This is a genomic window from Pseudomonas sp. Larv2_ips, assembly GCF_963879675.1.
GTDB lineage: Bacteria > Pseudomonadota > Gammaproteobacteria > Pseudomonadales > Pseudomonadaceae > Aquipseudomonas.
The window spans coordinates 33468-46842 of record NZ_CAWOAW010000022.1 but is presented as its reverse complement, the minus strand read 5'-3'; the positions used below and the strand labels follow the sequence as shown (position 1 = coordinate 46842).

The following is a 13375-nucleotide window of genomic DNA, read 5'->3' as shown; positions in this document are numbered from 1 at the left end:
GTGACGAATTGCACAGGCGATTTGCCAATATCGGCATACTCCGAGAGGTGGGCAACGTGGCTAAAGACGAGAAGAAAAGCAAAGGTGACGCTTCGAAAGCCAGCAAGGAATTGAAAGACAAAAAGTCCTCACCCGCAAAAAAATCCGCAGCAGCATCGGCTCTTTCAAAGTCTTCCGATAAGAAAGACAAGAAAAAAGAGGCCGAACCAAAGAAGTCTGTAAAAGCCGAACCAAAGAAATCTGTAAAAAAAGCGGACAGCAAGCCAGAAAAGGCGAAGACGTCAGAAAAATCTGAGAAGTCAGAGAAGTCGTCGAAAAAGAAGAAGTGAGACCTGCTAGGGCTTTATGCCCTAGCTTCTTCACGCGGGTTTGTCTTCGATAAAGGCTTGGGCGCTAGCGCTTTGGGCCGCGAGGCTGCACGGCAGCGGCTCAAAAAGCCGCTCGCCAATCCGGGTTGCCATCCCGTCACGCAGGGCTCCCTGCAAAAAACGGCCTGCGGTTGCAGCGTCGGTTTCCATGAACGCCATCAACCTATCCACGGCAGTCGGTAACGTGATGACGAGCCGACAATTCCCGCCTGCAGCGCTATTCACCGCTGAGCCTGTTGCCTCGATGACCACCTGTTTTTTTTGCTTGGCAGCGTTGAATGACGTCAACGCCTGGTACGGCGCAATGTCGAATCCGTTTTTGCTGGAAATCTGAAAGCCTTCCTCATATTGAAATGTTTAAAGTGGTTTAATGTTTATGTCGACCCGCGATGGAATCGCAATGGTCGGCTTTCCATTGACCTCTGTTATTGATTCACCCAAGGAGCTACACCATGCAAGGAAGTATGAAGTTCAAGCACCTCGCGTTTCTGTTGATCCCGCTCGTTGCCGCCTGTACCACACCGGATAGAAACCGCGAATCGGCAGCCATTGCCCAGCCGCAACCACAGCCGGCATTGCAGTTCGACAATTGCGCGGTGGGCTGTCCGGCCGGCGGAAGCCCTCTGACGTTGAACCGTCAGGCCTACACGCTCAACAACAACGGCTCGACCAAGTTTGCCAACTGGGTGTCGTACAAAATCACCAAGGACACCCCGGCGAGCGGACGCCCGCGCGACTGGAAGACGGATCCGGACATTCCGGCCGGGGAAACGCTCGACCCGGTGGATTACAACGGCGCGAACGTCGCGCTCAAAGTCGACCGTGGCCATCAGGCCAACCTCGCCTCCATGGCGGGCGTGCCTGACTGGCAGACGCTCAATTATTTGTCCAACATCACCCCGCAGAAGTCCGACCTTAACCAGGGGCCCTGGGCGCATCTTGAAGATCAGGAGCGCAACCTCAGCAAACAGGCGGGCGTCGACCAGGTGTATGTCAGCACCGGGCCGCTGTATGAGCATTTTGTCGGCACGCTGCCGGGCACAAACAAGGTGCACACCATTCCCAGTGGCTACTGGAAAATCATCTTTGTCGGCAGCTCGCCCGAAAACGGAGTGTACGCATCGTTTGTGATGAACCAGGAGACGCCCAAAGGCGCCAACTTCTGTGACTACCAGGTGACCGTAAACCAAATCGAAGAGCGTTCAGGGCTGACCTTCTGGAGCAATTTGCCGCAGTCGGTGCAGGCTGCGCTGAAGGCGAAGCAAGGCCAGTTGCCGGGCCGTATCGGCTGCAAATAACCCCCACACGAAGCGCCTATGCGGAGCAAAACGCGTAGGCGCTTTCGCAGGGCAGACCGAACCGTTGGTCTGCATAACCCAACACCCACTGAACCCCAGGTTGCCGACAGTCCTCCACACCCCTGTATGTTCTGAAAAGACAATGAGGTGTTTGGCATGAAAGCAATCAGGATTGAGCAGTTCGGCGGCCCCGAGGTCATGCAGCTACGCGATGTCGACGTGCCGGAACCGAAAACGGGCGAAGTGCTCGTAAAGAATTTTTTTGTGGGTATCAACCCGGTGGACTACAAGATTCGCCAGGGTCAATACCCCGAGGTCAAGCAGGACAAACTGCCGTTGACCCTGGGCCGTGAAGTGGCCGGTGTGGTCGAGAAGGTCGGGCACGGTGTCAGTGATTTCAAACCGGGCGACCGGGTCTTTGCAATGATTGGCGCCGATGGCGGCTACGCCGAATACGCCCGCGTGCCTGCCGCGCATCTGGCGCGCATTCCGGCCGCGCTCGATTGTCCGGTCGCCGCCGGTGTGCCGCTGGCAGGCCATACCGCCTGGCAGGCGTTGGTGGAGCATGGTCACATCGAGCAGGGGCAAAAGGTCTTGATCCACGGTGGCACCGGCGGTGTGGGGCACTTCGCCGTTCAATTTGCCAAGGTCAAGGGCGCCCAGGTCTACGCCACGGCCTCCACCGACAGCCTGGCGTTTTTGCGTGAGCTGGGCGTGGACCGTGCGATTGACTACAAGACCGAGCGTTTCGAAGACATCTGCAAGGACTTTGACCTGGTCATCGACTTGATTGGCGGCGATACGCAAGCGCGCTCATGGCAGGTGCTGGGCGAGGGCGGGCGGCTGGTGTCGACCCTGACCCAGCCCGATGCCCATCATCCTCAGGCCACGGGCAAGACCGGTACGCGGTTTACGGCTGCGCCACGTGGCGAAGAGTTGACCGAGATTGCCGGGTTGATCGAGGCCGGCAATGTGCAGGTCTATATCGCCAGGCAGTTCGAGCTGGCGGCGGCAGTAGAGGCATTGGACTTTTTGGCCAACGGGCATGTGCACGGCAAGGTTGTCCTGCACGTGAGCGATTGAGGCGGCTGCATGAGCGATCATTTGAAGCCACCTGAAGGCGCACCTGCCGGGCAGAAAGTACGCCCCGAGACGGCGAAACGAAGTGACACGTCAGAAGATCCGAATGTCGTCCGGCCCTGGAAGCCTGATGTCAATCAGGGCGCGGTTGCCCCCGGCGGACCGTCGAAGGATCCAGAGTCGGGTGCATGAGGCCAGTAAGCCAGCCCTGCCGTGACAGGGCTGGCGGCTGACTAGTTGCGCATCGCCTGCTGTATTCGCATCCATTCTTGATGCGCGGCGGCGCGTTGTCTGTCGGCGGTCTGCTTGGCCTGACTGAAGCGTGCCCAGGTCGCCGTGTCACCGCTGTAGGACTCGATGATGTTGTAGGCCGCCGCTTCGAGTCGATCGGCCTCGAAAAACATCTCGGTGGTGTGTGCGATTTGGTCATCCCACGCCTGTCTCGTGGAATATTGAAGGGTTTGACTAGTCATTGCGTAAGTTCCTCCATCCATTGAATCTCTGCGGCGCTGTTCCAGCGCACGTGAGTAATTCCATATTGCTCGGCCATCGGCCTGGAAACGCGCTTGAGCGTGTTCTGGCCAAATTTGGGTATCACTGCGACGCCGGCGTCGCAGCTGGCCCAGTGCCAGGCCTGGGCGTTGTCCATCTGCGGCGCGCGAACGATGAAAGACTTCGGCACGCCGTGCAACTGATACTCGATGGTAAATAGATCGCTCGCTTTCATGAGGCCTCCTGTTGCTCATGAAGTACAGATATTTGGCGTCAAAAAAGATTCAAAAAATTGTCCGACAATTCGATGACCGTGCCGGCGACCCTCGCGCGTGTCAGTCGTCCACGGTAAACGTCACCCAACCTGGGCCGTCATTCGCCCTTTCGATTTCCATAATGACGCCGCCAATCGAGGCGCCGTCCGGCAGGTTGATCGCGACAAAGTTGGGGTGACCGGGCCATTGCAGGGGCTTGTCAAAGCTCAGGCGTGCAATCGTCGGCTTGCCGCTGCTGGTCAATTGGATGTTCACCGACTCATTCAGGTGTTCGTCTGAGCGGGTGCCCAGGTGACGTGATGCAGTAATGACGCTGGCAATACCTTGATAATCGTAAGACATAACGGGCTACCTTCTGTAGTGACTGCGAATTCAACAGTGTCGATTTTCGACCCTGTTGTTCATTCGATAGTTGCGCGCTGGGCAGACCAATGTGTGCAGACCGCGCCTGCGTCACCCTGAACCGGGTCTTGCTGTGGAAACGCCAGGCCAGCAATGCGCTGCAGTTGCGCGTCGCTCGGTGCCTCGCGGCCTATATCTGCGTGCTGACCGGGCGGGTAGGCGCCAACCACCAGAAAGTCTTCACTGCAACCGAGATTGCAGTGACCGGTACCGGCGGGAAGCAACAGCACGTCGCCTTGCGTCACCGACACCACGTGACCATTGGGCCCGCCGAGCATCAATCGTGCATCACCACAGGCGATGCCCAACACCTCATGCCCTTCGCAATGGTAGTGGTGGTAATCGTAGACCCCGTCCCGCCATTGGGGCGGCCAGCCGTGTGCCAAAAACGTCTGCTCAAACAGCGCAGCCGGATCACTTCCGGTTACGCGGATGGCGTTCGGGTAAATGATCACCGGCAAGCGCGGGTTGTTCGGCACCCAGCCGTTGCGGTCGAGCAGCAAGGTCTTGAACGTACCTGCCGATGGATGCGCGTTCTTCATGCCGTGTTCTCCTGCGCTTAATAACGAAGCAAAGCCCCCAGAGCGCCAGTGTGGCGCGCCGATAAACAATCTGAGCGGCCAGGGCCAAGGGACGTTCCAGAAACTTTAAACCTTCGCGATAGGCGAGGTGTCGATAGCTGGAGACACTTCGCCAGGTAGAGGTAACGTCAATGATAGGGATTGTGATACCTGCCCATAACGAGCAAAGGCACATCAGTGATTGCCTGGCTTCCGTGCTGCTTGCCATTGCGCACCCGGCGTTGCAAAACCAGCGCGTCGAAGTCCTCATAGTGCTGGACGACTGCTCGGACCAAACGGGTGAACGGGCAACCGCACTGGGCGTGGCAACGCTTGATGTCTGCTTTAGAAACGTCGGCCAGGCCAGGGCTGTCGGCGCAGAGCAGCTACTGGAGGCCGGTGCCCAATGGCTGGCCTTCACCGATGCCGATACCCTCGTGCCGCAGGATTGGCTGGTGCGTCAGCTCGCGTTCGGCGCCGACGCGGTGTGTGGCACGGTCGAAGTGGACAGCTGGAGCGAGTACGACGAAGTCGCACGTTCTCGATACCTCGCCCTCTACCAGTTTGTCGAAAACCATCGGCATATCCATGGCGCCAACCTGGGCCTGAGTGCAGACGCCTATCGCAACGCCGGTGGGTTTCAGCATTTGGTTGCCCACGAGGACGTGCGCCTGGTGGCTGACCTGGAAAGGACCGGCGCGCGGATTGCGTGGACGGCCACCAACCCGGTGATCACCAGTGCGCGCCGTGATTACAAATGTCGGGGCGGGTTCGGCGAATACCTGGCTTCGCTCATGCCTGGCACGGGCCACGTGGTCAGCGAGCCCAGTGCGAGTGCAAACGTCACGCTCGGGGCCGGGTGACCTCGGGTGTTTATCGACTGGGTGCAATGGCCCGCGATGGTCGTGACGGTGATCTCGGCCTGGTTCATCGGGTCTCAACGGCCTCGCCGGCGCATGTTCGCGTTCTGGGGCTTCATCCTCAGCAACGCCTTATGGGTGGCCTGGGGATGGCACGCGAATGCCTACGCGCTGATCGTGCTCGAATGCACGCTGTTGGGCATGAACGCGCGTGGCTTCCGGAAAAATCTTCGCACCCACCGGGCTTCTGAATGACCCACCTTACTGATTCTGAAAGTTCTTTTTAAACCCGCGCAGGTTCATCAAGCCCAGGCAGATCTGCAGCACGATCAGCGCATAGGCGTCAGCGTAAGCGCCCCAGACAACCCACAGAACATTGCTCAAACAAAAGCACACGAACCCCGCCATTCTGCGCGAGGGGCGCTGAGAGCCGATCAGCCACGCCGCCAGAACCGTGACCAGCATTGCTGGCCACTGCACCCAATCCAGATCACTCAAACCCGCTTCCTTAATTGCCAGACCTTTAAATAGGAAGAGGGCGGTTGGGATGAATGATTCAGTTTTTTTAACTCGCGTAACGTCCTAACCACTCGTCAGCTATTGAGCCTAATAGTTGAACGAGCGCGGCTGCGCTCCGGCCAGATAAATCATGTGTGGACGAACAGCAGGCTTCGTCCGGCCACCGCTACCCATCATTCCCAGGAGCAAATCATGACAATTCTAGTGACCGGCGCAGGTACGGGTTTCGGCTATGAGGTGGCCCTCAGGCTGGCCAAAAGAGGCCTCGACGTGATTGCCGGCGTCGAGATCGTGGCCCAGGTGCATGCGCTGGAACAGGAAGCCCGCCGCCGGGGTGTCAACCTGCGTATCGAGAAGCTCGATGTCACGCACGAGGGCGACCGTTTAAGGGCTGCTGAATGGGACGTCGACGTGCTGCTCAACAACGCCGGTATTTCTGAAGGCGGCGCGACCGTGGACATTCCTGCTGAGCATTTGCGCCGTCAGTATGACGTCAACGTGATTGGCCCATTGATGCTGACTCAGCTGATTGTGAAAAAAATGGTCTTGAAGAAAAAGGGCAAGGTCGTCTTCATGTCATCCGTTGCCGGCCTGACCGCCGACCCTTTCGCCGGCGCCTACGCGTCGTCCAAGCACGCCTTGGAGGCCATCGCCGAGTCGATGAGCCTTGAGCTCAAGGAGTTTGGCATCGAGGTGGCGACCGTCAACCCGGGGCCGTTTCTCACAGGCTTCAATGACCGCATGTTCGAAACCTGGAAGACCTGGCAAGACGAACCTTCCGAGCGCCTTTTCGACTACAGCAAACTGGCCTTTCCCCACGAGCAATACGACCCGGAGCCGGTCTTCGAGACCACTATCGGGGTGATTACCGGGGCTATCGATACCTATCGAAACGTTGAGCCCAAGGCAATCATTGACCAGCAGCGCAAGCAGATGGACTCGGCCTGGACGCGCAAGAGCAACGAAGGCCTGGGCAAGCGCGCGCAGCTGGTGCAGAAAGCCTATGACATCAAGCCAGGTACGCCGGTCTGACGCCTGGCAAGGCCTTGCGCTTTCACCCACCTCACTAACAGGTAGACGATGATGAAGACGTTATACAGATGCTTGGGGCTGTGCAGTGTGTTGATGCTTCACGGCTGTTTTGACAGCGCCAACAACACCACCAAGGACAACACCAGCGGTAGCAAATCCTCGGTGCAGATGCAGGAAGGCAAGTCACAGGAAAGCCAGTAGTTCCTGGGAGGGTCCGGGCTGTCGCGAGCAGCCTGGACTGCACCGCTTACAACGATAAAAACGGTGATCGCGATGAATTGCCTCATTTGTGTGGGGGCGGCCGAACGGGTTTCCTGCGACGGCCCCTGGGAAGAACGCGACTGCCCGGACTGCGGACGTTACCGGGTGGCAGACGAACTGATCCTGGCATTGATGGACAACGGCCAGATCTTCGATATCGCCAAAACGCGCGGCTGGTTGGACAGCCGGCGTTGCGAGGGCGCTACACCGTGCATTCAACTGCATGAGGCGCTGCTTGTGGTGTGAGCGTGACGGGCCTGAGACGCTGGGGTCTTGCCCTGTGTCACCGTCTGGTTGCAGACAGCTTTGCCGTGCCTCGCGGAGCAGTTCGCGCGTGTGATCCACACGCAACAGCAGGGTCATAGGCCTCTGGTCGATGATGATTTGCGCCACGATCAGCCACTGATCAGCGGTGGGTTCACCAGCCAGTACCTGCCGGCCATCCACGTGCCGCATCAGCACATCCAGCAGCAACAGGTCGGGCTTGAGGGCCAGATGCAGTTGCAGCGGCGTTATTGTGCGCGACCCAGGTGCATTTTTCATGGGAGGTTTTGTTTAGGAACGATGGAGGCGGGCGGTTTATTGCCTGAAGGGAAGGTGGATTGACGAGTCATACTTAAAAGTCCAGTATGGAATTATAAGTACAAAAACGTGCGTCAACGCTGGCTTTATTTCTTCACGCTTGCCAAACCAACAATAACTTGCGAGACCCAATCATGAAGAAACACACGCTTATCACCGCCCTGGCCTTCAGCCTGCTCGCTTCCAGCCATGTGCTGGCGGCCGAAAAAACCTTGCGCATCGGCATTGAGGCGGCCTACCCACCGTTCGCTTCCAAGACCCAGGATGGCAAGATCGTCGGGTTCGACTATGACATCGGCAACGCCCTGTGCGCGCAGATGAACGTCAAATGCGTGTGGGTAGAGGGTGAATTCGACGGCCTGATTCCTTCCCTCAAAGTGAAGAAAATCGACATGGCCCTGTCGTCCATGACCATCAATGAAGACCGCAAAAAGTCGGTGGACTTCACCCACAAGTACTATTTCACCTCCTCACGCCTGGTGATGAAAGACGGCGCAACCGTGGATGACCAGTACGCCAGCCTCAAGGGCAAGACCGTCGGGGTGCAGCGCGCCACGACCACCGACCGTTATGCCACCGAGGTCTTCGAGCCCAAGGGCATCAACGTCAAGCGTTACAGCAACAACGAAGAAATCTACATGGACCTGGCGTCGGGGCGCCTCGATGCGATCTTTGCCGACACCATCCCGCTGGGCGACTTCCTGTCGATGCCACGTGGCAAGGGCTATGCCTTTGTCGGCCCTGAACTCAAGGACCCGAAATACGTGGGCGAGGGCGCCGGGATTGCGGTACGCAAAGGCAATACCGAGCTGGTCGGCGAGTTGAACGCGGCCATCGACGGTATCCGCGCCAATGGCGAGTACCAGAAGATCTCACAGCAGTATTTCAAGTCCGACATCTACGGCGACTGACGTCTCAAGCCGGCGTGCCGACTCCTCGCAGGGGCCGGCACGCCGGCTCGTGCGCCGGGTCAGCCCTTCAATTCCTTGAGGTGTTTGTAAACCGTCGCCCGTCCCATGCCCAGCACATTTGCGACATAGTTCGACGCGCTCTTGCCCTTGAACGCGCCTTCGGCATGCAGCGCCAACACCAGCTCGCGCTTGTGGTCGCGTGTCAGCAGATTCAGGCTCAACTGGCGTTCGCGCATCCACGCATGCAGGAAGGTGTTGATCCGTTCCTGCCAGTCATCGCGAAACAGCGAGTCCGGCTGCGGGATCAGCTTGCTCGGCGACAGAAACAGGTCCAGCGCCGCCTTCGCGTTTTCGAACAGCGAGATATTCAGGTTGATGCACAGCACGGCAAGCCGGCGCCCGGTGTGGTCGTGCAGCACGGTGCTCAGGCTGCGGATTTTCTGACCGTCCCAGTTGAGCTTTTCGTACGGACCGATGTTCACTTCACTGACGTCATCGCTGAGCATGTCCTCCAGCGACGAGTCGTCACCGATAGCGCGTTTGGACAGGTTGTTGGCGATGTAATCGACCTTTTGCGTGCGCAAGTCATGCAGCACCACTTCGGCATGAGGGAAGAACAGCGTGGCGATCGCATCGGCGATCGCGCGAAAATTCTGCATGACTTTTTCTTGCTCGGCGGTGTTCATCAATGCGGCTCCATGCGGACGGGCGAGAGCATACCAGCGTCCAGGCCGAACCGCGTCAGTGCCTCCGGCAACGGGTTGCCGCGCACCAGGGCCGCGCTCGCCTGGCCCATGGCCGGTGACGTCTGGATACCATAGCCGCCTTGCGCCGCTACCCAGAACAACCCCGGAACCTGCGGATCGAACCCCGAAAGCAAATCACCGTCGTGGACAAAGCTGCGCAGCCCGGCCCAGGTGCGGGTCGGGCGGCGGATGGTCAGGGTGGTGGCTTCTTCGATCTGGTAAATGCCCATGGCGATGTCCAGCTCCTCAGGCTGCACATCCTGTGGCTCGACCGGGTCGGCGTTGGCCGGTGAACCCAGGAACATCCCGGCGTCGGGTTTCATGTAGAAGGCCTCGTCCAGCGCCACCAGCATCGGCCAGTGGTGGGTGTCCACACCCTCGGGCCCAGCGAAGATAAACGCTGAGCGGCGCTTGGGTTGCAGGCCGATGGACGCCGCGCCGGCCAGCCCGCCGATATGATCAGCCCAGGCGCCGGCGGCGTTGATGATGACTGGGGCGGTGAAGGTCGCGTCCTGGGTGCGCACATGCCACAGGCCGTCGGCGTCACGGCTCAAGCCCAGTACGTGGCTGTCGGTGCGCACGTCGCCGTGGTGGCGACGGATGCCGCGCAAATAGCCTTGGTGCAGGGCGTCGGTGTCGATGTCGCTGGCGGTAGGGTCAAAGATCGCGCCGTGGACTTTCTCCCGCCGCAGGATTGGCAAGCGTGCGCAAGCCTCGTCGGCACTCAGCTGCTCGACTTGCGGCACGGTGGCCTTGGCGCTCAGGTATTGGCTGTTGAGTTCCACCGGGTCGCCAGTGAAATCCACGGTCATTTCACCGCGGGGCGTCAGCAGAGGATGTTCGCAAAAGCCAGGCGGCGGGTTGTCGAAAAATTCACGGCTCGCCAGGGTCAGCGCGCGCACTTGCGGGGTGCCATAGGCGGCGGTGTAGAGGGCTGCCGAGCGCCCGGTGGAGTGATAGGCCGGGTGGTTTTCGCGCTCCAGTACCAGCACCTTGCTGTGCTGCGACAGCCAGAAACCGGTAGAGGCGCCAGCAATGCCGCCGCCGATAATGATGAAGTCTGCAGAGTTCATGAACGTCTCCTCAAAAGGCGGTTAGCGCTGGATCTGATACAGGGCATTGGCCAGTGCAATGTCTTCCAGGCCCAGGCCGATGGAGCGGAAAAACACAGGGCGGTCGTAGTCCGGGCGCTGCGCCATTTCGCTGAGCAGCTCAGGCAAGTCGCCGACGATGGTGCGCTTGTCCCAACCGTGCCGTTCGCCGGCGATCAGCATTTCGCCGGCCGCGCCTGGGGTGGTCTGGCGATAGTCGCAGAACACGTGCATGTGCTCGAGGCATTCGGCCGGCACTTCATGGGCGCGCGGCGCGTTGGTGCTGATGGAGGTGATCAGCGCGGGTTTGCGCAAGCGTGTCGGGTCGATCACAGGTGTTGCCGAGGAGGTGCAGAGCAGGATGACGTCGGCGTCTTCCAGGGCGGCGTCACAGCTCGTGGCGAGGGTCAGGCGCGGGTCCAGGCCCTTGAGGTGGGCGAGGGTCTCGGCATTCGCGCGGCCAAGGCGCGGCGAATACAGGCTGATGTGCTGCCAGTCGCGCAGGTTCTGCACATAGCGCACGTGCGCCTGCGCAACCTTGCCGCTGCCGATAATTGCCAGGCGCCGCGCGGTTGCCGGTGCCAGCGCGTCCACCGCCAGCGCAGTGGTAGCCGCGGTGCGCGCAGTGGTCAGTTCGGCGGCATCGCAAAGCAACAGAGGCTGGCCGGTGCGCATCGACATCAACAGCGTCCATGCGCTCACCAGCGGCCCTTGCTCGCGCACGATGTAGGGCGAGGTCTTGACCCCGTACACCCCGTCTTCGGCCAGCACGCCCAGGTAGTTGATAAAGTCGCCGGCACCCTGAGGGAACTCCACCCACTGTTGCGCCGGCTGTACCGCAAGCCCTGCGGCCAGGTCGCGGAACAACTTGCGCAGGATGTGAGGCACATCGATTTGCGCAAGTAATTCGTGGGCCTGGGCCTGGTTGATCACGTGAGGCGTGCTGGGCATGGCTATCTCCGCGGATAAACTGTTTTGTCCATTATGGACTTATAATTCTGTTGAGCAATATCCGTGTCAAAAAAGCTACAGCGCTGCCTGCCGGTAAGTTGTGATACGCACTGAATAAATGCATCAGGACTGATACAAATGGGTACATTTAATTGACGCCAGCATTTCGCCACCCTATTATCGCCGCCGATTAGTGGCTCAGTGCCATATAGAGGGATCTAGACATGTGGCGTTTGGAACGTCGGACAAGGCTTGGCCTGCTGTCCGCTTTTTTTTGCCTGGGCGTTGCCGGATTAGCACAAGCTGCCCCCCCGCAGGCGACCCCGGGCATCACCGACCTGATTCGCGACCGCCAGGACCGGCTGCTCGAAGACCAGCAGCGGCGCCTCGAAGAACTCAAAGACCTGCCCGGCAAATCCGCCGCGCCTGCAACGCCGACCACGCCTGTGGATACCCGTTGCTTCCCGATCAAAATCATCGAACTCGCCGGCGCCGATGCGCTGTCCGAAGGTGAGCGTGACGCGCTGATCAAGCCCTATATCGGCCAATGCCTGGGCGTGCCGCAGCTTAATGAAGTGCTCAAGGTCATCACCGACCGTTACTTGGCCAGAGGCTTGGTGACCAGCCGTGCCTACCTGCCACAGCAGGACCTTTCCAGCGGCAACCTCAGGATCCAGGTAGTCGAAGGCAAGCTCGAAAGTTTGAAGGGCGTCGAAGGCAGCGGCATCACCGACCGCCAGTTGGCGATGAGCTTCCCAGGCAAGTCCGGCGAGTTACTCAACCTGCGCGAAATCGAGCAGATGGTCGACCAGCTCAACCGCCTGCCGTCGAACCAGGCGCAGATGGAGTTGGCGCCAGGAAAGGCCGTGGGTGGTAGCGACGTTCTGGTCAAGAACACTCCGCAGAAACCGTGGCGTGTCGGCTTGTCGCGCCATAACGGCGGCCAGCGCAGCACCGGCGAGCAACAGTGGGGTGCGAGCCTGGATTGGGACAACCCGCTGGGGTTGGCCGACCAACTTTCGCTGCGCGGCGGCCACGATGCGATGAGCGACCACCAGAAAACTTCACGCAATTCGATGCTCAATTACAGCCTGCCGTTTGGCTGGTGGAACCTCACCTACAGCTACACCGAAAGCGAGTACCGCTCCCAGGCCCAGGCGAAAAACTTCACGTTCAAGCAAACCGGCGACAGCCAAAACCACCAACTGCGCCTGGAGCGTGTGATTCATCGTGACGCGCTGAGCAAAACCTCCCTGAGCACTGGCGTGGCCTACCTGCGCACTAACAACTTCATCGAAGACAGCAAGCTGGCGCTGAGCAGCAATCGCCTCAGCGAAGCCCAGTTCGGTATCAACCATGGCCGCCGCATCGGCGGCTCATTCCTGAACATCGACCTGGGCATGCAAGACGGCATCGGCGCCTTCGATGCCCAAGCCAATCATCACCCCAAGCCCGGTCAGGCCGATGCGCGCTACCGCAAATACACCGCCACGGTGAGCTACTTGTACCCATTTCAGCTGTGGGGCGAGTCGCTGAGCTTCAGCAGCTTGATGACCGGCCAGCACAGTGAAGACGTGTTGTTCAGCCCACAACGCATGAGCCTCGGCGGGCAATCGTCGATTCGCGGCTACAAAGACCAGATGCTCGCTGGCGACAGCGGCGGCTACTGGCGCAACGACCTGCGCTGGAGCCGCCCGGTGACCTGGGCCTGGCTGCAGCCGGTGCTCAACGAATACGGCACCAGCCTTGGTTATGACCAGGGCGTGATCAGCCACGGCCGCTACAACGCCGAACAGCATGGGCGCATGAGCAGCAACTCGCTGGAGCTGTTTGCCCGCGGCAAGAACGTCGCGGCGACGGTGACCTTCGCCCACTCTTTGGAACGACCGGCTGCGATCACAGAACGTGAAGCGCCGATCTATTTCCGCCTGGATTTTTTCCTTTAAA

General features: G+C 59.6%; 20 protein-coding genes. 12 read left to right on the top strand and 8 right to left on the bottom strand.

Features of this window, described 5'->3' with window-relative positions:
* The first annotated feature begins 47 nt into the window (after nucleotides 1-47).
* The 4 genes from AACV02_RS15535 (at nucleotide 48) to AACV02_RS15520 (ending at nucleotide 2749) form a co-directional block, all read left to right on the top strand.
* A complete protein-coding gene (locus AACV02_RS15535) occupies nucleotides 48-329 on the top strand; it encodes a hypothetical protein (RefSeq protein ID WP_164487977.1) in 282 nt (93 codons plus the stop codon).
* 187 nt (nucleotides 330-516) lie between these two features.
* Complete coding sequence (locus tag AACV02_RS15530) at nucleotides 517-702, top strand: hypothetical protein (RefSeq protein WP_157986790.1); 186 nt, start codon at nucleotides 517-519, stop codon at nucleotides 700-702.
* Between the two features lie 118 nt (nucleotides 703-820).
* Nucleotides 821-1666, top strand: coding sequence for a DNA/RNA non-specific endonuclease (locus tag AACV02_RS15525; RefSeq protein WP_119735474.1), 846 nt, complete (start codon nucleotides 821-823; stop codon nucleotides 1664-1666).
* A 156-nt stretch (nucleotides 1667-1822) separates the two neighbouring features.
* On the top strand, nucleotides 1823-2749 hold the full coding sequence (locus tag AACV02_RS15520; RefSeq protein WP_119735473.1) for an NADP-dependent oxidoreductase: 927 nt from the start codon (nucleotides 1823-1825) through the stop codon (nucleotides 2747-2749).
* Nucleotides 2750-2979: 230 nt separating this feature from the next.
* Here AACV02_RS15520 and AACV02_RS15515 read toward each other — a convergent pair whose 3' ends face one another.
* The 4 genes from AACV02_RS15515 to AACV02_RS15500 form a co-directional block, all read right to left on the bottom strand.
* Nucleotides 2980-3219 carry a hypothetical protein gene (locus AACV02_RS15515; RefSeq protein ID WP_119735472.1) on the bottom strand — a complete coding sequence of 80 codons (240 nt, stop codon included), beginning with the start codon at nucleotides 3217-3219 and terminating at the stop codon, nucleotides 2980-2982.
* Nucleotides 3216-3473: a DUF6555 family protein gene (locus AACV02_RS15510; protein WP_106580000.1), complete on the bottom strand. Its 258-nt coding sequence runs from the start codon at nucleotides 3471-3473 to the stop codon at nucleotides 3216-3218. The genes AACV02_RS15515 and AACV02_RS15510 overlap by 4 nt, the downstream gene beginning before the upstream one ends.
* Nucleotides 3474-3573: 100 nt before the next feature.
* Nucleotides 3574-3855 carry a hypothetical protein gene (locus tag AACV02_RS15505; protein ID WP_119735471.1) on the bottom strand — a complete coding sequence of 94 codons (282 nt, stop codon included), beginning with the start codon at nucleotides 3853-3855 and terminating at the stop codon, nucleotides 3574-3576.
* 59 nt (nucleotides 3856-3914) lie between these two features.
* Nucleotides 3915-4457, bottom strand: coding sequence for a cupin (locus AACV02_RS15500; RefSeq protein WP_177413653.1), 543 nt, complete (start codon nucleotides 4455-4457; stop codon nucleotides 3915-3917).
* A 170-nt stretch (nucleotides 4458-4627) separates the two neighbouring features.
* Here AACV02_RS15500 and AACV02_RS15495 point away from each other — a divergent pair, with 170 nt between their 5' ends.
* Both AACV02_RS15495 and AACV02_RS15490 read left to right on the top strand, forming a co-directional pair.
* Nucleotides 4628-5338, top strand: coding sequence for a glycosyltransferase (locus tag AACV02_RS15495; protein WP_119735470.1), 711 nt, complete (start codon nucleotides 4628-4630; stop codon nucleotides 5336-5338).
* A gap of 36 nt (nucleotides 5339-5374) precedes the next feature.
* Nucleotides 5375-5590, top strand: coding sequence for a hypothetical protein (locus tag AACV02_RS15490; protein ID WP_106580020.1), 216 nt, complete (start codon nucleotides 5375-5377; stop codon nucleotides 5588-5590).
* A gap of 6 nt (nucleotides 5591-5596) precedes the next feature.
* Here AACV02_RS15490 and AACV02_RS15485 read toward each other — a convergent pair whose 3' ends face one another.
* Nucleotides 5597-5833: a hypothetical protein gene (locus AACV02_RS15485; protein WP_106580003.1), complete on the bottom strand. Its 237-nt coding sequence runs from the start codon at nucleotides 5831-5833 to the stop codon at nucleotides 5597-5599.
* 213 nt (nucleotides 5834-6046) lie between these two features.
* Between AACV02_RS15485 and AACV02_RS15480 the strand changes: the two genes are divergently transcribed.
* The 5 genes from AACV02_RS15480 (at nucleotide 6047) to AACV02_RS15460 (ending at nucleotide 8640) form a co-directional block, all read left to right on the top strand.
* A complete protein-coding gene (locus AACV02_RS15480; protein ID WP_119735469.1) occupies nucleotides 6047-6886 on the top strand; it encodes an SDR family oxidoreductase in 840 nt (279 codons plus the stop codon).
* A 51-nt stretch (nucleotides 6887-6937) separates the two neighbouring features.
* Nucleotides 6938-7087, top strand: a complete 150-nt coding sequence (locus tag AACV02_RS15475) for a hypothetical protein (RefSeq protein WP_177410134.1) — start codon at nucleotides 6938-6940, stop codon at nucleotides 7085-7087.
* 72 nt (nucleotides 7088-7159) lie between these two features.
* Entirely contained in the window at nucleotides 7160-7393 is a 234-nt protein-coding gene (locus tag AACV02_RS15470) for a hypothetical protein (RefSeq protein WP_119735468.1), read from the top strand.
* Nucleotides 7394-7483: 90 nt separating this feature from the next.
* Nucleotides 7484-7753 carry a hypothetical protein gene (locus tag AACV02_RS15465; RefSeq protein WP_157986789.1) on the top strand — a complete coding sequence of 90 codons (270 nt, stop codon included), beginning with the start codon at nucleotides 7484-7486 and terminating at the stop codon, nucleotides 7751-7753.
* 110 nt (nucleotides 7754-7863) lie between these two features.
* Nucleotides 7864-8640 carry an ABC transporter substrate-binding protein gene (locus tag AACV02_RS15460; protein ID WP_119735467.1) on the top strand — a complete coding sequence of 259 codons (777 nt, stop codon included), beginning with the start codon at nucleotides 7864-7866 and terminating at the stop codon, nucleotides 8638-8640.
* Between the two features lie 59 nt (nucleotides 8641-8699).
* Here the strand turns inward: AACV02_RS15460 and AACV02_RS15455 are convergent, their stop codons facing one another.
* Genes AACV02_RS15455 through AACV02_RS15445 form a run of 3 tightly spaced genes read right to left on the bottom strand, consistent with a single transcriptional unit; the run spans nucleotide 8700 to nucleotide 11428 of the window.
* A complete protein-coding gene (locus tag AACV02_RS15455; protein WP_119735466.1) occupies nucleotides 8700-9326 on the bottom strand; it encodes a helix-turn-helix transcriptional regulator in 627 nt (208 codons plus the stop codon).
* Nucleotides 9326-10459: an NAD(P)/FAD-dependent oxidoreductase gene (locus tag AACV02_RS15450; protein ID WP_119735465.1), complete on the bottom strand. Its 1134-nt coding sequence runs from the start codon at nucleotides 10457-10459 to the stop codon at nucleotides 9326-9328. Before AACV02_RS15450 ends, AACV02_RS15455 begins: the two co-directional genes overlap by 1 nt.
* Nucleotides 10460-10480: 21 nt before the next feature.
* On the bottom strand, nucleotides 10481-11428 hold the full coding sequence (locus AACV02_RS15445; RefSeq protein ID WP_119735464.1) for an ornithine cyclodeaminase family protein: 948 nt from the start codon (nucleotides 11426-11428) through the stop codon (nucleotides 10481-10483).
* A gap of 224 nt (nucleotides 11429-11652) precedes the next feature.
* Between AACV02_RS15445 and AACV02_RS15440 the strand changes: the two genes are divergently transcribed.
* On the top strand, nucleotides 11653-13374 hold the full coding sequence (locus AACV02_RS15440) for a ShlB/FhaC/HecB family hemolysin secretion/activation protein (protein ID WP_119735463.1): 1722 nt from the start codon (nucleotides 11653-11655) through the stop codon (nucleotides 13372-13374).
* Nucleotide 13375 lies beyond the last annotated feature (1 nt).